Source organism: Blautia hominis (genome assembly GCA_002270465.1).
GTDB classification, from domain to species: domain Bacteria; phylum Bacillota; class Clostridia; order Lachnospirales; family Lachnospiraceae; genus Blautia; species Blautia hominis.
The window spans coordinates 108,702-127,988 of record NQOF01000004.1; the positions used below are offsets into that span (position 1 = coordinate 108,702).

Consider the following 19,287-nt stretch of genomic DNA (forward strand, 5'->3'; position numbering starts at 1 on the left):
TATATTTGTTATTATTGCGTTATCAAATAACAGAAGAAAGGAAAAGGAGGAAAAAATGCACAACAAGGGGAAGCTTTATCTTGACCGCCAGTATGAAATAGGACAGGTAGATAAAAGGATTTACAGTTCTATGATTGAACACATGGAGAGAGTTGTATACGGCGGGATTTATGAACCGGATCATCCGTTGGCAGATGAGGATGGATTCCGAAAAGATGTGATCGAGCTGGTTAAGGAATTACAGATTCCCATGCTTCGGTATCCCGGAGGCAACTTTCTTTCAGGATATAACTGGGAGGATGGAATCGGTCCGGTGGAGAACAGGCCTGTAAGGCTTGACCTGGCTTGGATTGCAGAGGAACCCAATCATATCGGGACAGATGAGTATATGAAGTGGGCTGCCAAAACGGGAACAGAGGTTAACATGGCAGTAAACCTGGGGACCAGAGGTGCCGATGCAGCAAGGAATCTGGTAGAGTATTGTAACTATGAAGGGGGAAGTTACTGGAGTGATCTGAGGAAGAAAAATGGAGCTTCGGCACCTTATAGGGTTAAAACATGGTGCCTAGGAAACGAAATGGACGGTACATGGCAGATCTGCCACAAGACAGCCAAGGAATACGGAAGGCTTGCTGTGGAGAGCGGGCGCCTGATGAAAAAAGTGGATAAAAATATAGAACTGGTGTTGTGCGGTTCCAGCAACACAAGTATCTCTACATATCCCTCCTGGGATTATAAAGTCCTGAAGGAGGCTTACGAGGTAACAGATTACATTTCACTCCATAATTATTTTTCGGTTGTGGATAGTGATATGAAAGATTTTCTCGCGGGAAGCATTGAGATGGACAGGCAGATTGAAACCGTAACTGCTGTCTGTGATTGTGTGAAAGCAAAAGCCAGAGGGAAGAAGGATGTTAATCTTTCTTTTGATGAGTGGGGAATCTGGAACAGAGAGGAGATGGCCAGCCGGGCAGCATGGAAATTCGATTGGAGCGATAAAAATGCGGTCAGTGAGGGAAGCTACAGTTTTGCAGACGCGCTGCTGACAGGGGCCATGCTCATGTCCTTTATTAACCACAGTGACAGAGTAAAAATCGCATGTCAGGCACAGCTTGTCAATCATCTGTCTCTTTTTAATTGCGTAAAAGGCGGTAAGGCATGGAAGCAGACTATTTTCTATCCCTTCCTATACACTTCTGTTTACGGAAGAGGAACCGCGTTAAAGGTGATCATGGACAGCCCCAAATATAGTACCGATAAATACGAGAATATTTCTGTACTGGACAGCGCGGCGGTCATTGATGAAGAAAAGGGCAGGTTATCTCTTTTTGTCTTAAACCGTGATATGGAAAATGCTGTAGAGACAGACATGATATTCCGAGGTTTTAAAGGATTGAAAGAGGTGGAACATATTGTATATCACAATGAGGACCTGGAGGCAGTCAATACAGCGGAGCAACCGGATAAGGTGATACCACACAGGGCGCCGGCAGGAAATGTTGAGGGGGAAACTTATACGGCTATACTGGAAAAGAGTTCGTGGCATGTTATCAGATTTGAATTTTAATATTAGGGAGGAGATCTTATGAAGATGAAAAAGGTTTTAGCTTTGACAATGACATTAGGGCTGGTACTTATGAGTGCAGGATGCGGAAATAAAGGAGAGGCAGAAAAACAGGATACCCCGCCGGCGGCAGACAGTACAGATAAAGAGGAGGTTAAGGAGGACAGCACATCCGGAGCAGTAGAAATTGAATACTGGTCTTTGTTCGGAGGTGCTGACGGGGAGACCATGACTAAAATGGTATCTAAATTTAACGAAGAATATGCGGGAAAAATAAAGGTCAATCTGGTGACTCAGGATTGGGATAATTATTATACAAAGATTAAAACTGCCATATTAGGGGGGCAGGCACCGGATCTGTGTAATTCTCATGACGAATATGTGAATGGCCTGATCAAGGAAAATATTATTGTTCCTATTGATGAGGCATGTGAGGAGACCGGCGTTAAGATTGAGTTTGACAACTATATTGACAAGATTAACCAGTTAAAGAGTGATGACAAGTATTACGCGGTTCCTATGGACTGTCTGCAGTTGATGGTCCACTACAATAAGACTATGGTAGCTGAGGCAGGACTTGCAGATGAAAATGGCCTGTTAAACATAGGTGACGGTGTGGACAGCTTCCTGGAAGTTGTAAAAACTTTGGATGAAAAGCTGGATGTACCGGGGTTTGCGGTAGCGACGTCAGGTTCCATACCCATGTATTTATTTAATTCTTTGTATTATCAGTTCGGCGGGGAAGGAAAGTTTGTATCGGAAGACGGTAAAGAATGGATCGCTGATGAGGGTACCACATTGAAAGCTTTAGAGGCCTATCAAGAAATCAATCAAAGCGGACTTCAAAATGTGGAAAATATATCTGACCTTCTGATACAGAAGAAGGTTGCCATGGTTATGGAAGGTGCTTGGCAGATGAACTATCTGCATCAGAATCTTGGCGATGAGTATGGAGTTATGTCTCTGCCGAAATTCGGGGATGTATACAAGACTGCAATTTACAGCCATACCTTTGTGCTGCCCAATAATGAGCAGCGCAGCCCTGAAACCACAAAAGCAACGCTGGAATTTGTTAAATGGTTCTGCGAGAACAGTGACCAATGGGCAGAGGCAGGCTCTGTTCCGGCCTATGTACCCGCTCAGGACACAGAATTATTCAACAGTTATCCTATGCATCCATATTTCAAGGAGGCAGTGGAATATGCAACACCTTTTACAGGGACTGCCCCGTTTGCTTTAAAGGGTTCTGCTGAAATCAATGAGCCGCTTGGGAAACTGGCACGGGCGGAGGTGACGCCGGAGCAGTGTTTTGAAGAGATAACCCAGAGGCTTACTACGTCATTTAATTAGCAGACTTGCGGATAAATAAGATTCAATTTACTTCTTGGCAAAGCCCGGATGAGGATCCGGGCTTTGTTAAAAATGAGAATGGAGGGATTATGTGGTTAAAAGAGTGAAAAAGTTAGAAGGATTTCTGTATCTTCTTCCATTCCTTTGTTTCTATCTGGTGTTTACATTTGGAATGCTGATCCTTACAGGAATGCTGAGTTTTACCAACTATAAGATATTGGGGGAGGCCTCATTTGTAGGGATCAGTAACTATCTTCGGCTGTTTTCAGATAAAACTTTCTGGCAGTCACTTGGCAATACTACATTATTTGTGGTGATATCAACCCCGATCCTGATAGGCGTGCCCTTCCTGCTGGCCTTGCTTATTGAACATCCAAGACTGCCTGTCAGAGGGTTTTTCAGAACCAGCTTCTTTGCGCCTCAGGTTATGGCTGTGTCCATGGTAGCTTATATATTTCTGTATATGTTCCAGCCCTATACCGGACTTATCAATAACATACTGAAAGCGCTTGGAATCCTTGGCCAGAAGGGGGAGATATATTGGCTCATGAAACCTTCTTTGGTGTGGGTTGTGATCGTACTGGAGACATTATGGTGGGCCGGCGGATTTAACATGATACTTTATATTGCCGGGATGCAGGAGATACCGGAGGAGTATTACGAGTGTGCCGCTCTGGACGGAATCTCCTACTGGCAGAAAGTGCGATACATAACACTGCCTCTTCTGTCCAGGGTACATATTACGATTCTGTTCCTACAGTTGATAGCATCTTTCAAAGTATTTGGACAAATCTTTCTGCTTACAGGAGGGGACCCGGCAGGCTCTACAAGAACTTATATTCAGTACCTCTACGAGCAGGGATTCCGTGTATTTGAAATCGGCCGGGCTTCGGCTGCTTCCATCTTCCTGATGATTATTATACTGGTGGTTTCCGGGATTCAGTTTACCATTTCCTCCAGGGCAGCCAGAAAATTTGTAGATTAGGGGGAGCGTTATATGAAGAAAAAGAAAGTTTCGAGAATTGTCGTGACCATGATCGCCGTATGTGTGGCAGTTATCTGGTGGGTTCCCATGCTGTGGGCACTGATCGTGTCTGTAAAACCTTTAAATTCTGTTGTTACGGATATCAGAACATGGTTCACGCCCCCATTTACCTTTGACAATTTCCTGTATGTCTTTACCAGTGAACAGGCTGATATTTTCCGCTGGCTTTTAAACAGCCTTCTTGTTTCCAGTATAGTTACTTTAGGCGGTGCAATGCTGTCAATGACGGCAGCTTATGGGTTTTCAAAGTTTGAATTTCCCGGGAAAAAGGTATGGTTTTGGATCGTAATGGCGGGGATGATGATTCCAATCCACAGTCTTATGATTCCCATGTACCTGCTGTTTAGGCAGATGGGACTGTTAAATACATATGCTTCACTTATCCTTCCGGGACTGGGTTCTTCCTTTGGTGTTATCCTCTTAAAGCAGTTTATGGATGGACTGCCTGCAGCCTTGTTTGAAGCGGCAAAGATTGACGGGGCAAATTCCTTTAGGATACTCTGGAAAATTGTTTTTCCGCTTATGAAACCCGCCATGGCTTCTCTTATGATATTTACCTTTTTACAGCAGTGGAACGACTTTATATGGCCGTTTATCGCAATCACCAATGAAAATATCATGACTGTGCCGGTGGGGATTGTCTTCTTCCGAGGCCAGTCAGATATGAGTATGGCATATTCTATGGCAGCAACAGTAATTGCGGTACTGCCTGTATTGATCATATTTTTTATCTTTCAGAAACAAATTGTCAAAGGTGTGGCTTTCAGCGGGATCAAGGAATAGGGAACTACTTATTATCTTTTTTGGCGTGAAACGCTGTATGGCCATAGTATTTCCGGTAAGTGCTGCTGAAATAGTTGGCATCAGCGAATCCACAGCGTTCCGCTACCTCATAAATTTTCAGGTCTGTAGTGGTCAGAAGGAGATGGGCATGCTCCATACGGAGACGTTTCAGATAATCCCAAAGTCCCTCTTGATATTCCTGCCGGAATCCTCGGCAGAGTGCGTATTTGCTGATGAAAAATTTTTTAGACAGATCCTCCAGACTGATAGTTTCCGCAAAATTCTTCTGCAGATAGGTGTAGATATTCTGGATGGGCGTCTTTTCGGTCACATCGGCGGCATTGCTGAAAAACCGAAGCATCAGGGTGTTTTCCATGAGGCTGCGAAGTTCATCCAGTGATCTGCAGTTTTTAATGTTACGTCTCAGCTCAAATTCAAATTCGGAATTTTGATTGAGGATCACAGAAATGTTGTAATAGAGGATATCAAAGCAAATATCAGTCAGTTCATCAAAATCCAGCCGGTTTTGAGTGAACAGCTCAAACATATTGTCTAAAATCCGGGGGATTTTTTCTTTGCCGTTGGCATTGGTCAGACAGGAATAGATGCGCAGACGGAACTGCAAAAGGTCTGCCTGTAGTGTGTCAGAGGCCGGATGACTGCAAAACACAAAAAATCCGGTACGTGAATAAAACTGTTCGTGAAGGGCCTTGCGGCATTGAGCCAGGGAAGTCTTTAAAAAGGAGATCCCTTCTCCCGGTAGGCTCACGGAAAAATTCAGTTCCGAGTCAGGCATGATCTGACAGAGTTCACGGTGCTGCTCCTGTATAGAATGTATTGCTTCCTGATAATCATTTCCATCAAATGGATTTAAAATAAACAGTTCTGTGTCATTAAGATGAATGATGTATTTATAAGATTCCTGAAGGTATTCACTTAGCTGAAGGCTTTCACTGGCGTGGGGGGTTACAGGCAGAACAGAAAGAATACCCAGAAAACGGTGTATTCCCAGTCGGTCAAGTATCCGGCAGATCATGGTCTCTTCCAAACTGCTTCCGTTTATGTATCTGTAAAGATAAGACAGATATTCGGACATCTGATGTTCTAGGGCACCGGTAATGATCTGCGTCAGCTTTGGGGCGTCAATAGGCTTCAGTTCATAGTCAAAAGCGCCCAGCTTTAAGGCCTCTTTGGCATAAGTAAAGTCGCTGTATGCACTTAATATGATAGTGATCGTATGAAGATGCAGTCTGGAGATTTCTTTCAAAATGTCTATTCCCGTCAACTGCGGCATGCGGATATCCAATAGCAGCAGATCAGGAGTCTGAGACTTGAGTATTTCCAGACACTGTATTCCATTGTAGGCATGAAGGATATTTCCTATATTCACGGATTTCCAGTTGATAGCATTTTCCAGAAAGGTATGAACTGAGTTCTGGTCATCACAAATTAGTACAATCACATTTTTCTCCTTACAGATAATAAAAGACATTAAGTGGAACTTACTGTAAATAATAATATACTATTAAAAAGAAAAATACAACAGCTTTGTCATGAGAGGAGATGTAAGATTATGGAAAAAATTAAAATGTCGATAAAAGTCGGATTTATGCCTACCAGAAGAAATATGTATGGGGAGAAGGCATTTAATCCGCAAACGGCCAGGGAGACAAAAGAAAAAGTGGAAGACTGGCTGAAAAGAAAAAATATAGATTATGTTAACCTGGATTTCCTCAATGAGGATGGCCTGCTTTATCATCCCAAGGATGTGGATGCAGTTTACAAGTATTTTGTGGAGAATGAAGTAGATGCTGTTTTCTGTCCCCATTGTAACTTTGGAGCGGAGGATGCAGTGGCCAAGGCTGCAAGGAAACTTGCAAAGCCTATCCTTTTATGGGGGCCGAGAGAGGAAATGCCGGATGCAGAAGGATATAGGTATCGGGACAGCCAGTGCGGTTTATTTGCTACAACAAAAGTGCTTCAGCGAATGGGGATACCTTTTAGCTACATATTGAATACCGCTTTGGATGACCCGATTTTTGAAAAGTTGTTTGATAACTTTTATGCTGCAGCCAGGGTTGTAAAATATTTTTTCAATATGAGGATAGGGCAGATCAGCCTTCGTCCGGATGCTTTCTGGTCAGTCAAATGTAATGAGGGAGAGCTTCTGGAACGGTATGGGATCGATCTTGTGCCTTTGACCCTTCCGGAGTTAAAGACCAGGTATGAATATACGCTGGACATGAAAATGGATCAGGTTCAGGAATACGCCGAAGATATATTCCGGGAGATGAAGGCGATCCATTTTCCAAAAGAGAAGCTGGTCAATGTGGCAGGTCTTGTCATTACTTTGATGGATTGGGGCAGGGAACAGAATCTGACAGCAGCGGCAACACAGTGTTGGGGGCCTATGTTTGATACGGTTGGGATATCCCCGTGTTTTGCTCTGTCGGAGCTGAATGGGCTGGGATTTCCTGTTATCTGTGAAGCGGATATCCATGGGGCGGTCAGTGCCGTGATAGCTCAGGCAGCAGCAGGAGGGAGTTCCCCGGTCTTTTTAGCTGATGTTACGGCAAGGCATCCACAAAATGATAATGCGGAATTATTCTGGCACTGCGGGGTGTTTCCTAAAGAACTTGCCAGGGAGGACAGACCTCTGGAATTGAATATCCACTATAACAGGAAAGCCCCGGTGGTGGGCAGTTGGGAGCTGAAAGGCGGGGACATTTCCATTGTCCGGTTTGACGGTGTGCAGGGAAAGTATTCTTTGCTTATGGGACAGGGAAAGGGAACAGAGGGTCCTTATAACCATGGAACTTATGTCTGGATCGAATTTAAGGACTGGTCAAAGTGGGAACATAGATTTATCTATGGCCCTTATATCCATCATTGTGTTGGGGTACATGAAAGAATCACAGCGGTTTTATATGAAGCATGCCGCTATATCCCGGGATTGGAGGCGGACCCGGTAGAGCCGGAAAAAGAACGGTTGGAAACATTTTTAAGAGGGGGAATAAAGGAATGAAAAGAAAAGAAATATTAGATATGCTGCAGAAGGCAAGGGCGGAAGGGTATGCTATCCCACATTTCAATTTTTCCGGTTTTTTTGAGCTGCTGGCTGTTATGGAAGTGGCAGCGGAATTAAAAACTCCGGTTTTTGCAGCTTCTTTGCCTAAAGTGACAAAGACATACGGGCCAAAGGTTCTGAGAGCGGCAGTGGATGAACTGGCAGCCCGGACAGGAGCCAGGGTGTATTTACATTTGGACCATACCGGCAGTGTAGAACTCTGTAAAGAAGCTGTAAACGCAGGATATGATTCTGTAATGATAGACGCATCACGTTGTACTCTGGAGGAGAATATTTCTGCCATCAAGGAGGTGGCGGAATATGCTCATTCAAGAGGATGTGCGGTTGAGGGAGAAATAGGAAAAATAAAAAGCCGTGGAGATGAAGGTGATTTTCAGGGCGAAGACTGCCTGGTACAGGTGGGGGACGCGGTCAGATTAGCAGAGGAGAGCGGCGTGGATTATCTGGCGGCGGCAATCGGTACGGCACACGGGTTTTATAAAGGAAAACCGCAGATCGACTTTGAGCGCCTCGGTCAGGTATCAGCCGGTGTTTCTGTGCCCCTGGTACTGCACGGAGGAACGGGAATTCCGGAAGAGGATGTTAAGAAGTGTATAAAAGAAGGAATTGCAAAGGTAAATGTGGGAACGATCATACGGTATACTTATCTGGACAGACTACAAGAGGAAATTGAAAAACAGGGAGCCCTTACACCCCCGGTTGACTTGATTTATCCATCTGTAACAGATTCCGTAAAAGAAGTGGTAAAGGGCTGGATCAGGACATGTATGTCGGAGGGAAAAGGATAATGCTGATACACGGAGAGAGAAAAGAAGGAACAGAGAAGATAGAGGTGTTTAGTCCATATTCCGGAGAATGTGTGGGAAAAGTGGCAAAGTGCAGTGTGGATCTTATTCCTGAAATTATGAAGGCGGCGGAAATGGGGGCGGCACAGATGAGAAAAATGTCTGTGAATGATCGGGCTAAAATTTTATACGGTGTATCCCATCAATTGCTGGAGCAAAAGGAACGGTTTGCCAAAGTGCTGGTAAAAGAAGTCGGGAAAACCATAAGAGATGCCTGCAAAGAGGTGGAGCGGGCAGCTAATACACTAAAGCTGTCCGCAGAGGCAGCGGGCGCTATATGCGGTGAAGTCATTCCTGTGGAACAGGATGCAGGCGGGGTCAGAACAGGATTTTATCAGCGGGTTCCGGTAGGAGTGGTGCTTGCTGTCACGCCGTTTAATTTTCCCCTGAACCTGGCCTGTCATAAGATGGGCCCTGCATTTGCTGCGGGAAACTCCGTTATTGTAAAGCCGGCCAGTAAAACGCCGCTGACAGCCATGATGCTGGGAGAATTGTTCCTGTCCTGCGGTCTGCCAAAAGATGCTGTTACTGTGGTCTGCGGATCTGGCAGAGAATTGGGTAATGCACTGGTTGCTGACAGCCGGGTGAGAAAAATATCGTTTACCGGTTCCTATCAGGCAGGGGATGAAATCTGCAAAAATGCCGGTGTCAAGAAAATTACCATGGAGCTTGGCTCTACCAGTGCCGTGGTAGTATCAAAGGACACAGACATCAAAATAGCGGCAGAGAAACTCTGCAGGGCAGGGTTTGCAAACGCGGGGCAGGTATGTATATCTGTACAGAGAGTTTATGTCCATAACTCTGTGAAGGATGAACTCCTAAGTGACATGAAGCGCTGTGCTCTATCTGTAAAGTGCGGCGATCCATCCGAAAAAGATACAGATTTAGGCCCTATGATATCACGGGATGCGTTGATCCGTGCTCAAGAAAGGGTTCAAAGATCCATTGCAATGGGGGCAAGGCTTGTGACAGGCAACATAACAGAGGGGAACATCTTCTATCCCACCATTTTAAAGGATGCACCGGAAAACGCACCGGTCATCCAGGAGGAGATGTTTGCTCCGGTCATAACTGTCAATGGGTATGAAACCCTGGATGAGGCTATTCAGAAGGTAAATCATACACCTTATGGGCTGCAGGCAGCCATACTTACGGAGAAAATTGAAGAAGCCATGAGGTTTGCGGATGAGGCAGAGTTCGGCGGCATCATCATCAATGACACCTGTAATTACAGAGTAGACCAAATGCCTTACGGAGGTTTGAAAAATAGTGGTATAGGGAAGGAAGGCCCGGGGTTTGCCATAAAAGAAATGACGGAAATGAAAATGATAGTAATGAACGGAAGCGTGCAGGGAGCCTTATGAGAGAATTTCGGATCGCTGTAATACCAGGAGATGGGATTGGGACAGAAGTTATCCGGGAAGGCGTCAAAGTATTAAAGTGTATTGAGGCGCTGGACAAGGAGATTAAATTTTCTTTTACTTATTTTCCGTGGGGGTGTGAATATTATTTAAAAAACGGTGAAATGATGGAGGCAGACGGAATTGAGAAGCTTAAAATGTTTGATGCTGTTTATTTGGGCGCAGTAGGTGCTCCTGGGGTGCCGGATCATATTTCACTGTGGGGATTATTATTAAAGATAAGAAAGAGCTTTGATCAGTATGTGAATCTGAGGCCGGTCAAACTTTTAGATGGAGTTGTAAGTCCCTTAAAAGATGCCTCTCCTCAAAATATAGATATGATCGTGGTGAGGGAAAACAGTGAAGGAGAATATGCGGGACTGGGAGAATGGAAAAATGCGGGTCTGGAAAATGAGACGGTATATCAGACAGGGGTGTTTTCCAGAAGGGGAACAGAACGAGTGATGCGGTATGCTTTTGAATTGGCGCGCAGTGAAAAGAGGAGACTGACCAGTGTGAGTAAAGGAAATGCACTGAACTATTCTATGGTTTTTTGGGATAAGATGTTTGAGGAAGTAGGAAGGGAATATCCGGATGTGGAGATAAATTCCGTATTGGTGGATGCTGCCAGTATGCTTTTTGTCATGGCTCCGGAGCGATTTGACATTGTAGTCACCTCGAACCTGTTTGGAGATATATTAACAGATCTGGGCGCAGCGATCAGCGGCGGGATGGGCATAGCGGCAGGCGCCAATATAAATCCTGAGAGAAAATACCCGGCTATGTTTGAACCCGTTCACGGTTCAGCACCGGATATTGCGGGAAAAAATGTTGCAAACCCTGCCGGGGCTGTCTGGTCAGCAAGTCAGATGCTGGATTATCTGGGGGAGACAATGTGGGCACAGGTGGTGCTCAAGGCTTTAGAAAAATTATTCTTGGATCAAAGACGGCTAACGCCGGATATGGGAGGGCATGCGTCAACCGGTGAGACCGGAGATGAGATAGTTAGAAACATTAGGAAGATTAAATCCTTATATTGACAATCCCAACTTCCCTTGCTATAATACCAACCATAAATGAAAGAACAAGGGCGTTCTTATTCGGAGGGTACTCTGGATAAGCACGCCCATTTTTTATTCCAAAGTCACACACCGGACAATTTTTCCGCATCAACAAGACCACAATGAGACTAAAACCGGACTTACCGCCCGCCTCCTAAGCACCCGTATCCGGTTCCATTCCTATCACCCATCAAGAGAGGAGATAATACAATGCAAAACTACACCAGGGAAGCAATCCTTCGCATGGCAGAGGAAGAGGACGTAGAATTCATCCGCCTGCAGTTCACCGATATGTTCGGTACATTAAAAAATATTGCGATCCCATCCAGCAAATTAGAAAAAGCCATGGATAACCGCTGCGTCATAGACGCATCCTCCATCGGAGGTTTTATCCGGAACGAGGAGGCAGATATGTATCTGCATCCCGACCTGTCCACCTTTTCCATCCTCCCATGGCGCCCTCAGCAGGGAAAAGTCGCCCGGTTTATCTGTGATATTTATCAGGAAGACGGTACACCCTATAAAGAAAGCCCCCGATTCATTTTGAACCGTGTTGCAGCGAAAGCCGCAGAGATGGGATATTCCCTTATGGTGAACCCGGAATGCGAGTTTTTCCTTTTCCACACAGACGATAACGGTATGCCCACAACCACAACACATGAAAAGGCGGGATACATGGATCTAAGTCCTGTGGATCTGGGTGAGAATGCCAGACGTGACATGGTGCTGACTCTTGAAGAGATGGGATATGAAATCGAATCCTCCCACCACGAAATAGCCCCCGGACAACATGAGATTGATTTCCAGTTCTCCGATGCCCCGGAGACCGCCGATAAAGTGATGACCTTCAAGGTGGCTGTGAGGACCATAGCAAAGCGCCACGGCCTTCACGCCACCTTCATGCCCAAACCAAAAGCAGGCGTAAACGGTTCCGGTATGCATGTGAACATGTATCTGATGAAAGACGGAAAGAACATTTTTTCAGACCCGTCTGATGACCTGGGACTGAGCCGTGAGGGATATTCCTTCCTGGCCGGCATTTTTGCGCATATCAAGGGTATGACCGCCCTGTGCAACCCCCTTGTAAATTCTTATAAAAGATTAGCCCCCGGTTTTGAAGCACCCTCAGACATTACCTGGTCATCCAGGCAGCGCACCGCATTGGTACGGGTACAGACCCAGCGAAACGAAGGAGCGAGGCTGGAGCTGAGAAGCCCGGATTCTTCCGCCAATCCATATCTGGTATTTGCACTGTGTCTGGCGGCAGGTATGGATGGGATTGAAAAGAACCTGCAGGCTCCAAAAGAGCTGAAAGAAAATATCCGGAAACTCTCCAGGGAGGAGAAGGAGAACGCAGGCATTGATACCCTGCCGGAAAATCTCAGTGAGGCTCTGGAAGAATTTCAGAAAGACCCTCTTATGAGGGCCGTGTTGGGCGATACTTTTACAAAGTGCTATGTGAAAGCAAAGAGAAAAGAGTGGGAGAGCTACATGGAACAGGTTTCTGAGTGGGAGATCGAACAGTATCTGTACCGTGTATAAAGGAACAGGAGGCAGTGCATGAGCATCATCATTATCGTTTTACCGAAACCGGAAGATGCAAAGAAAATACGGAAAATCCTCATACAGCATGGATTTGAAAATACCGTAGCATGTACAACTGCCGCCCAGGCTTTGATTGAAGTGAATAAACATCCCGCAGGACTGGTGATCAGCGGTTATAAGCTGCCTGACATGTATTACCGGGAGCTGGCAGAATGTCTGCCCGGATTCTTTGAAATGCTGCTTATCGGTTCTGCGAATGTGGTCAGCTCGGCAGGATCAGGGATTATGGCAGTCACCATGCCTATCCGTATTTATGAACTGGTAAACACTGTGGAAATGCAGCTTTACCAGATTGAGCGCAGACAAAAAAAGGAAAAGAAAAAGCCAAAACCGCGAAATGAGCGGGACCAGAACTATATTACAAACGCGAAGCTCCTTCTGATGGACAGAAACCATCTCACAGAGGAGGAGGCATACCGTTATATACAAAAATGCAGCATGGACAGTGCTACCGGCATGGTAGAGACAGCGCAGATGATACTGACGCTCATCTACGATGAAGTATAAAGAGGAACGGCAGCAAAGCCAGTATCAAATCGTCATAAAGGAGAAATGTGATATGTTTACGATCAACAATAATTATCTGAAACTTCAGGGCAGCTACCTGTTTTCCAATATAGCAAAAAAAGTGGCTGACTATCAGCAGCAAAACCCTAATGCAGACATGATCCGGCTGGGGATCGGTGATGTCACACAGCCTTTGGCACCGGCTATTATCCGGGCACTTCACAGCGCAGTGGATGATATGGCAAATGCGGAGACATTTCATGGTTACGCTCCGGACAAAGGTTATGATTTTCTCAGAAATGCCATTGCGGACAATGATTACCGAAACCGCGGCTGTGACATCGAAGCAGATGAGATTTTCGTATCCGACGGAGCAAAATGTGACTCCGGAAATATCCAGGAAATTTTCGGCCTGGACAATAAGATCGCTGTCTGCGACCCGGTATATCCTGTGTATGTAGACACTAATGTGATGGCAGGCAGAACGGGTAATTATAATCCGGATGCACAGAATTATGACGGCATGATCTACATGCCCTGTGTGGAGGATAATCATTTTATCCCTGAACTTCCAAAGGAAACCCCGAATATTATTTATCTGTGTTTCCCGAATAATCCCACAGGAGCAGGAATCACAAGAGCAGAGCTGCAGGAATGGGTGGATTATGCCAACCGCGTGGGCGCGGTGATCATTTACGATGCAGCATATGAAGCATATATAACAGAAAAAGACGTACCTCACAGCGTGTATGAATGCAAAGGTGCGAGACATTGTGCCATCGAACTTCACAGTTTTTCAAAAAATGCCGGATTTACAGGCGTCCGTCTGGGTTACACAGTAGTGCCGAAGGATTTAAAATGCGGCAGTGTATCCCTGCATGACCTGTGGTCCAGAAGGCATGGGACCAAATATAACGGTGCCCCGTATATTGTACAGCGGGCCGGGGAAGCTGTTTATTCACCGGAAGGAAAAGAGCAGTTAAAGGCCCAGGTGGACTATTATATGAAAAACGCGAAGGTGATTTACGAAGGCCTGAAAAATGCAGGATACTCCGTATCCGGCGGCATCAATGCCCCGTATGTGTGGCTGAAAACACCCGGCCGGTTAAGTTCCTGGGAGTTCTTTGATGAACTTCTAAGCAAAGCCAATGTGGTTGGAACACCCGGCAGCGGTTTTGGAGCACACGGAGAAGGCTATTTTAGACTGTCAGCCTTCGGAACCTATGAAAATACAGTGAAAGCGATTGAACGGATCACAAAGATGTGATCAATTATATCCTGTCCCGAGGTATCTGGATTTTTCTGGATATCCCCGGGACTTTTTTATTTATAGAAAAAGGAGAATTGTGATATGGAATTTGCAGCAGGTATTTTAAAAAAGGAAACACTGGAGCTTCCGCAGATACTGGAAGTAAAAGAGTCAGACCGGGAAATCCTGGTGGAGGGAACTGTTCACAGTATCAGAAATATGGGAGAGATCGCCTTTGTGATCCTGAGAAAAAGAGACGGTCTGCTGCAGGCGGTATGGGAGGAGGGAAAGACAGATCTTTCCATCTGCCATTTGAAGGAAGGTGACTGTGTCCGCGTCTCAGGTACCATTCATGATGAGGAAAGAGCACCCCATGAAAAGGAACTGCGGCTTTCAAAGGTTGAGATCCTGTCATCTCCCGCTGCGCCTCTCCCGCTTGCCATAGACAAATGGAAGCTGAACACATCTCTGGAGACTAAGCTGAACCTACGCCCCATATCTCTGCGGAATATAAAGGAAAGGGCCCGTTTTAAGATTCAGGAGGGTGTGTGCAGAGCCTTTCGTGAATTTTTATACAGCCAGGGATTTACGGAAGTGCATACTCCCAAAATAGGATCAAAAGGGGCGGAGGGCGGTTCTAATCTCTTTAAATTCAGTTATTTCCACAAACCCGCCATTCTGGAGCAGAGCCCCCAGTTTTATAAACAGATGATGGTGGGGGTATTTGACAGGGTGTTTGAGACAGGTCCTGTATTTCGTGCGGAGAAGCATAACACAAGGCGGCATCTGAACGAATACACCAGCCTGGATCTTGAGATGGGATATATTGACAGCTTTATGGATATCTGTGCCATGGAGACGGGGTTTCTCCAATATACAATGGAGCTGTTGAAAAAAGAATACGCCAAAGAGCTGAAGATTCTGGGGATCAAGCTTCCGGGAACTGATAAGATCCCCTGTGTCCGTTTTACCGACGCCAAAGAGCTGGTGTCTGAAAAATATGGCAGGAAAATTAAAAACCCGTTTGATCTGGAGCCGGAGGAGGAGGAATTGATTGGTCGGTACTTCAAAGAGGAATATGATTCGGATTTTGTGTTCGTCACACATTATCCCTCCAAAAAAAGGCCCTTTTATGCAATGGATGACCCGGAGGATGAACGGTTTACCCTGAGCTTTGATCTGCTGTTTAAAGGCCTGGAGGTGACAACCGGAGGACAGCGTATCCATGACTACAATATGCTGACCAGGAAATTGGAGAGAAGAGGCATGAGCCGGGAGGGGATGGAGCAGTATCTGGATACTTTCAAGTACGGCATGCCGCCCCACGGGGGCCTGGGAATTGGCCTGGAGAGGCTTACCATGCAGCTTTTAGGTGAAGATAACGTGAGGGAAGCCTGTCTTTTCCCAAGAGATATGAACCGGCTGGAACCGTAGAGAAAAGGAGGATATTGTTATGGCAAAACAGATCATAGATGATACCGTTATGGAAAATGTGGAAATTCTGGCAAAACTGGCCCTCAAACCCCAAGAACGGGAAGCCGCCAGGGAAAAAATGCAGGAGATACTGGATTATGTGGATAAATTAAATGAGCTGGACACAGAGGGGATCCGGCCGCTTTCCCACACCTTTCCTATGGAAAATGTTTTCCGGGAGGATATTGTAACAAATGGGAACGACCGTGAGGCCATGATAAAAAATGCGCCCAGGAGCAAGGACGGCCAGTACCAGGTACCGAAAACAGTGCAGTGACAGTGGTTGAAGACGGAGGTTAGCGAAATGGAGATCAAAGAAATGACAGCCCTCACGCTGGGCCGGGCCATTAAGAGCAGGGAGGCAGGCGTCAGGGAAGCAGTGAAAGCATCTCTGGACCAGATTGGAAAGGTGGACAGCACACTCCACGCCTTTCTGGAGACAGATGAAAAGAAAATATACGACAGGGTGAAAGAGGTGGAGAGCGGCATAAAAACAGGAAAATATACAGGTCCTCTGGCCGGCGTTCCTGTGGCGGTAAAAGACAATATCTGCACCAGGGACAGAAAGACCACCTGCGCGTCCAGGATTCTGGAAAATTTTGTTCCGCCATACGATGCGGAGGCTGTACGCAGAATGGAGAATGCGGGAATGATCGTCATTGGCAAGACCAACATGGATGAATTTGCCATGGGAAGCACCTCAGAGACCTCAGCCTATGGCATTACCAGAAATCCCTGGGATACGGAAAAAGTGCCGGGTGGTTCGTCAGGAGGCTCCTGCGCAGCGGTGGCAGCGGATGAAGTGTTTGCCGCATTGGGAAGTGACACAGGCGGTTCTATCCGTCAGCCGGCCGCTTACTGCGGTGTGGTGGGAATGAAGCCCACCTACGGAACCGTATCCAGATATGGCCTTATAGCATATGCTTCATCCCTAGACCAGATCGGACCGGTGGGAAAGGATGTGTCCGACTGTGCGGCACTGCTGGAGACTGTGGCAGGGTATGACCCAAAGGACAGCACTTCCGTGATGCGGAAGGATCTGCAGTTTACCGGATATTTGAGAAAGGATCTGCGTGGAATGAAGATTGGGATTCCCAAGGAATATCTGGCGGAAGGTCTGGACACGGAGGTAAAGAAGGCGCTGGTGGATGCGGTGCACCTGATGACAAGGAACGGTGCCATTGTAGAATTCTTTTCTCTGGGACTGGTGGATTATGTGATCCCTGCTTATTATATTATCGCCTCAGCGGAGGCAAGCTCCAACCTGGCCCGTTTTGACGGCGTAAAATATGGTTACAGGACAGAGGCATTCGAGGGACTTCACCACATGTATAAAAAGACCAGGGCTGAGGGCTTCGGGGAAGAGGTGAAGCGCCGGATCCTGCTGGGTTCTTTTGTACTGAGTTCCGGCTACTATGATGCATATTACCTGAAAGCCCTGAAAGTAAAGGCAATGATAAAGAAAGCGTTTGACCTGGCTTTTGTTAAGTATGATACGCTGCTTGCGCCTGCGGCTCCTTCTACGGCACCCAAGGTTGGGAGCAGCCTTTCAGACCCGCTGAACATGTACCTGAGTGACATTTATACAGCAGGGGTCAATCTGGCAGGCCTTCCTGCCATAAGTGTGCCCTGCGGCAGGGACAGCAGCGGTATGCCGGTGGGACTGCAGTTTATCGGGGATTGTTTTCAGGAGAAAAAAATCATACAGGCTGCATATGCCTATGAACAGATCAGGGGAGAGTTTCCCAAAGCGCAGGGAAAGGGGGTAAAATAATGGGAAAGCAATATGAGACAGTCATTGGCCTGGAGGTGCATGTGGAACTTGCCACGGCTGCAAAGATATTCTGCGGGTGTTCTGCAAGATTCGGTGGGGCGCCCAATACCCATACTTGTCCGGTATGTACCGGAATGCCCGGATCCCTGCCTGTCCTGAACAAACAGGTGGTGGAGTATGCCCTGGCCCTTGGGCTGGCTGCCAACTGCCGGGTAAACCGCACCTGTAAATTCGACCGTAAGAATTATTTTTACCCGGACAATCCACAAAACTACCAGATCTCCCAGTTATATCTCCCCATCTGTTACGACGGATCTCTGGAAATTGAGACGGCATCCGGGAAGAAAAAGATCAGGATCCATGAGATGCATATGGAGGAGGATGCCGGAAAGCTGATCCATGATGCCTGGGAAGACTGTTCCCTTGTGGACTACAACAGAAGCGGTGTACCGCTGGTGGAGATCGTATCTGAACCGGATATGAGGAGTGCGGAGGAGGTTATTGCTTATCTGGAAAAACTGCGCTTGATCTGCCAGTACCTTGGTGTCTCGGACTGTAAACTTCAGGAGGGATCTATGCGGGCGGATGTGAATCTGTCTGTCCGGGAGGCCGGGAGCAGTGAATTGGGTACCAGAACGGAGATGAAGAACTTAAACTCCTTTAAGGCCATCGCCAGAGCTATTGAAGGGGAGCGGGAACGCCAGATCGAGCTTTTGGAAGAGGGAAAATGCGTGCAGCAGGAGACACGAAGATGGGATGACAACAAGGAATATTCTTATGCCATGCGTTCAAAAGAGGATGCCAAGGATTACAGGTATTTTCCCGACCCTGATCTGCCTCCTGTTGTGATCAGTGAGGCGTGGACAAAACGGATAAAAGAGCGGCAGCCCGAGCTTCAGGAGGAAAAGGCAGGGCGCTACGAGAAGGAATTGGGTCTGTCTGCCTATGACGCGTCACTTTTGACACAGTCCAGATATCTGGCAGATTTGTTTGAGCAGACAGTCAGCCTTCTGGAACAGAAAAAGATTGCCGGCGGGCCAAAAAAGGCAGCCAATTGGTTTATCGGTGAGACACTGAGGCTTTTAAAAGACAGGGGGATGGAAACAGAAGACATTCGCTTCACACCCGGGCATCTGGCAGACCTGATCGCAGTCTGTGAAAAGGGGGAGGTGAACAACCGGACGGCAAAAAAGGTGTTTGAGATCATGTTTGACGAAGATATAGACCCGGTTTCTTATATAGAAAAAAACGGTCTGAAGTCTGTCACAGACACAGGCACGCTGGAGCGTGTGGTGGACAAAGTGCTGGCCGGAAATCCAAAAACAGTGGAGGAATACCAAAACGGGAAAACAAAGGTTTTAGGTTTTCTTGTAGGCCAGGTTATGAAAGAGATGAAAGGAAAGGCAGACCCACAGACAGTGAAGCGGCTTCTGAGTGAAAAATGTAACAGTTCAGACAGGTCTGCGCATTTACTGCACTGACCGTATGAAAAAGTAGTGCCGGCAGGCATCCAGCCCATCGCGAAGCGATTTTTAATGGCTGG

The 19,287-nt window shown here is 46.6% G+C and carries 16 protein-coding genes; 15 read left to right on the forward strand and 1 reads right to left on the reverse strand.

The features are described 5' to 3' along the window. Positions 1-55: 55 nt before the first annotated feature. The 4 genes from arfA to CI595_RS14875 all read left to right on the forward strand — a co-directional run bounded on the left by arfA (position 56) and on the right by CI595_RS14875 (position 4,742). Complete coding sequence (gene arfA / locus CI595_RS14860) at positions 56-1,567, forward strand: arabinosylfuranosidase ArfA (RefSeq protein WP_095174423.1); 1,512 nt, start codon at positions 56-58, stop codon at positions 1,565-1,567. Positions 1,568-1,585: 18 nt separating this feature from the next. Then, positions 1,586-2,914 carry an extracellular solute-binding protein gene (locus CI595_RS14865; RefSeq protein ID WP_095174424.1) on the forward strand — a complete coding sequence of 443 codons (1,329 nt, stop codon included), beginning with the start codon at positions 1,586-1,588 and terminating at the stop codon, positions 2,912-2,914. A 91-nt stretch (positions 2,915-3,005) separates the two neighbouring features. Further along, on the forward strand, positions 3,006-3,899 hold the full coding sequence (locus tag CI595_RS14870) for a carbohydrate ABC transporter permease (protein ID WP_095174425.1): 894 nt from the start codon (positions 3,006-3,008) through the stop codon (positions 3,897-3,899). 12 nt (positions 3,900-3,911) lie between these two features. Continuing rightward, the gene (locus tag CI595_RS14875) at positions 3,912-4,742 is read left to right on the forward strand and encodes a carbohydrate ABC transporter permease (protein WP_095174426.1); all 831 of its coding nucleotides are present in this window, start codon (positions 3,912-3,914) and stop codon (positions 4,740-4,742) included. A 4-nt stretch (positions 4,743-4,746) separates the two neighbouring features. On the opposite strand, the gene CI595_RS14880 is transcribed toward CI595_RS14875, so the two are convergent. Beyond that, positions 4,747-6,204 (reverse strand): response regulator, encoded by a 1,458-nt coding sequence (locus tag CI595_RS14880; RefSeq protein WP_162291885.1) that lies wholly within the window; start codon positions 6,202-6,204, stop codon positions 4,747-4,749. Between the two features lie 111 nt (positions 6,205-6,315). On the opposite strand from CI595_RS14880, the gene CI595_RS14885 reads away from it, so the two are divergent. The 11 genes from CI595_RS14885 to gatB all read left to right on the forward strand — a co-directional run bounded on the left by CI595_RS14885 (position 6,316) and on the right by gatB (position 19,225). Beyond that, positions 6,316-7,767 carry an L-fucose/L-arabinose isomerase family protein gene (locus CI595_RS14885; RefSeq protein WP_243135177.1) on the forward strand — a complete coding sequence of 484 codons (1,452 nt, stop codon included), beginning with the start codon at positions 6,316-6,318 and terminating at the stop codon, positions 7,765-7,767. Then, complete coding sequence (locus CI595_RS14890; RefSeq protein ID WP_162291886.1) at positions 7,764-8,618, forward strand: class II fructose-bisphosphate aldolase; 855 nt, start codon at positions 7,764-7,766, stop codon at positions 8,616-8,618. Before CI595_RS14885 ends, CI595_RS14890 begins: the two co-directional genes overlap by 4 nt. Next, positions 8,618-10,039, forward strand: coding sequence for an aldehyde dehydrogenase family protein (locus CI595_RS14895; protein ID WP_095174428.1), 1,422 nt, complete (start codon positions 8,618-8,620; stop codon positions 10,037-10,039). Before CI595_RS14890 ends, CI595_RS14895 begins: the two co-directional genes overlap by 1 nt. Beyond that, the gene (locus tag CI595_RS14900; protein ID WP_095174429.1) at positions 10,036-11,115 is read left to right on the forward strand and encodes a tartrate dehydrogenase; all 1,080 of its coding nucleotides are present in this window, start codon (positions 10,036-10,038) and stop codon (positions 11,113-11,115) included. The genes CI595_RS14895 and CI595_RS14900 overlap by 4 nt, the downstream gene beginning before the upstream one ends. Positions 11,116-11,346: 231 nt before the next feature. Beyond that, positions 11,347-12,678 (forward strand): type I glutamate--ammonia ligase, encoded by a 1,332-nt coding sequence (glnA, locus tag CI595_RS14905; RefSeq protein WP_095174430.1) that lies wholly within the window; start codon positions 11,347-11,349, stop codon positions 12,676-12,678. Between the two features lie 18 nt (positions 12,679-12,696). After that, a complete protein-coding gene (locus tag CI595_RS14910; protein WP_095174431.1) occupies positions 12,697-13,248 on the forward strand; it encodes an ANTAR domain-containing response regulator in 552 nt (183 codons plus the stop codon). Positions 13,249-13,300: 52 nt separating this feature from the next. Next, complete coding sequence (locus CI595_RS14915; protein ID WP_095174432.1) at positions 13,301-14,515, forward strand: LL-diaminopimelate aminotransferase; 1,215 nt, start codon at positions 13,301-13,303, stop codon at positions 14,513-14,515. A gap of 84 nt (positions 14,516-14,599) precedes the next feature. After that, positions 14,600-15,931 carry an aspartate--tRNA(Asn) ligase gene (gene aspS / locus CI595_RS14920; protein ID WP_095174433.1) on the forward strand — a complete coding sequence of 444 codons (1,332 nt, stop codon included), beginning with the start codon at positions 14,600-14,602 and terminating at the stop codon, positions 15,929-15,931. A gap of 19 nt (positions 15,932-15,950) precedes the next feature. Continuing rightward, positions 15,951-16,247 carry an Asp-tRNA(Asn)/Glu-tRNA(Gln) amidotransferase subunit GatC gene (gene gatC / locus CI595_RS14925; RefSeq protein WP_095174434.1) on the forward strand — a complete coding sequence of 99 codons (297 nt, stop codon included), beginning with the start codon at positions 15,951-15,953 and terminating at the stop codon, positions 16,245-16,247. Positions 16,248-16,274: 27 nt separating this feature from the next. Then, complete coding sequence (gene gatA, locus CI595_RS14930) at positions 16,275-17,744, forward strand: Asp-tRNA(Asn)/Glu-tRNA(Gln) amidotransferase subunit GatA (RefSeq protein ID WP_095174435.1); 1,470 nt, start codon at positions 16,275-16,277, stop codon at positions 17,742-17,744. Beyond that, positions 17,744-19,225, forward strand: coding sequence for an Asp-tRNA(Asn)/Glu-tRNA(Gln) amidotransferase subunit GatB (gene gatB / locus CI595_RS14935; RefSeq protein WP_095174436.1), 1,482 nt, complete (start codon positions 17,744-17,746; stop codon positions 19,223-19,225). The genes gatA and gatB overlap by 1 nt, the downstream gene beginning before the upstream one ends. Positions 19,226-19,287 lie beyond the last annotated feature (62 nt).

What these genes read in the sequence shown, in the direction of transcription:
- arfA (WP_095174423.1), top strand. Translation starts at nt 56, where the DNA reads ATGCACAACAAGGGGAAGCTTTATCTTGACCGCCAGTATGAAATAGGA.
- CI595_RS14865 (WP_095174424.1), top strand. Translation starts at nt 1,586, where the DNA reads ATGAAGATGAAAAAGGTTTTAGCTTTGACAATGACATTAGGGCTGGTA.
- CI595_RS14875 (WP_095174426.1), top strand. Translation starts at nt 3,912, where the DNA reads ATGAAGAAAAAGAAAGTTTCGAGAATTGTCGTGACCATGATCGCCGTA.
- CI595_RS14885 (WP_243135177.1), top strand. Translation starts at nt 6,316, where the DNA reads ATGGAAAAAATTAAAATGTCGATAAAAGTCGGATTTATGCCTACCAGA.
- CI595_RS14890 (WP_162291886.1), top strand. Translation starts at nt 7,764, where the DNA reads ATGAAAAGAAAAGAAATATTAGATATGCTGCAGAAGGCAAGGGCGGAA.
- CI595_RS14895 (WP_095174428.1), top strand. Translation starts at nt 8,618, where the DNA reads ATGCTGATACACGGAGAGAGAAAAGAAGGAACAGAGAAGATAGAGGTG.
- CI595_RS14900 (WP_095174429.1), top strand. Translation starts at nt 10,036, where the DNA reads ATGAGAGAATTTCGGATCGCTGTAATACCAGGAGATGGGATTGGGACA.
- glnA (WP_095174430.1), top strand. Translation starts at nt 11,347, where the DNA reads ATGCAAAACTACACCAGGGAAGCAATCCTTCGCATGGCAGAGGAAGAG.
- CI595_RS14910 (WP_095174431.1), top strand. Translation starts at nt 12,697, where the DNA reads ATGAGCATCATCATTATCGTTTTACCGAAACCGGAAGATGCAAAGAAA.
- CI595_RS14915 (WP_095174432.1), top strand. Translation starts at nt 13,301, where the DNA reads ATGTTTACGATCAACAATAATTATCTGAAACTTCAGGGCAGCTACCTG.
- aspS (WP_095174433.1), top strand. Translation starts at nt 14,600, where the DNA reads ATGGAATTTGCAGCAGGTATTTTAAAAAAGGAAACACTGGAGCTTCCG.
- gatC (WP_095174434.1), top strand. Translation starts at nt 15,951, where the DNA reads ATGGCAAAACAGATCATAGATGATACCGTTATGGAAAATGTGGAAATT.
- gatA (WP_095174435.1), top strand. Translation starts at nt 16,275, where the DNA reads ATGGAGATCAAAGAAATGACAGCCCTCACGCTGGGCCGGGCCATTAAG.
- gatB (WP_095174436.1), top strand. Translation starts at nt 17,744, where the DNA reads ATGGGAAAGCAATATGAGACAGTCATTGGCCTGGAGGTGCATGTGGAA.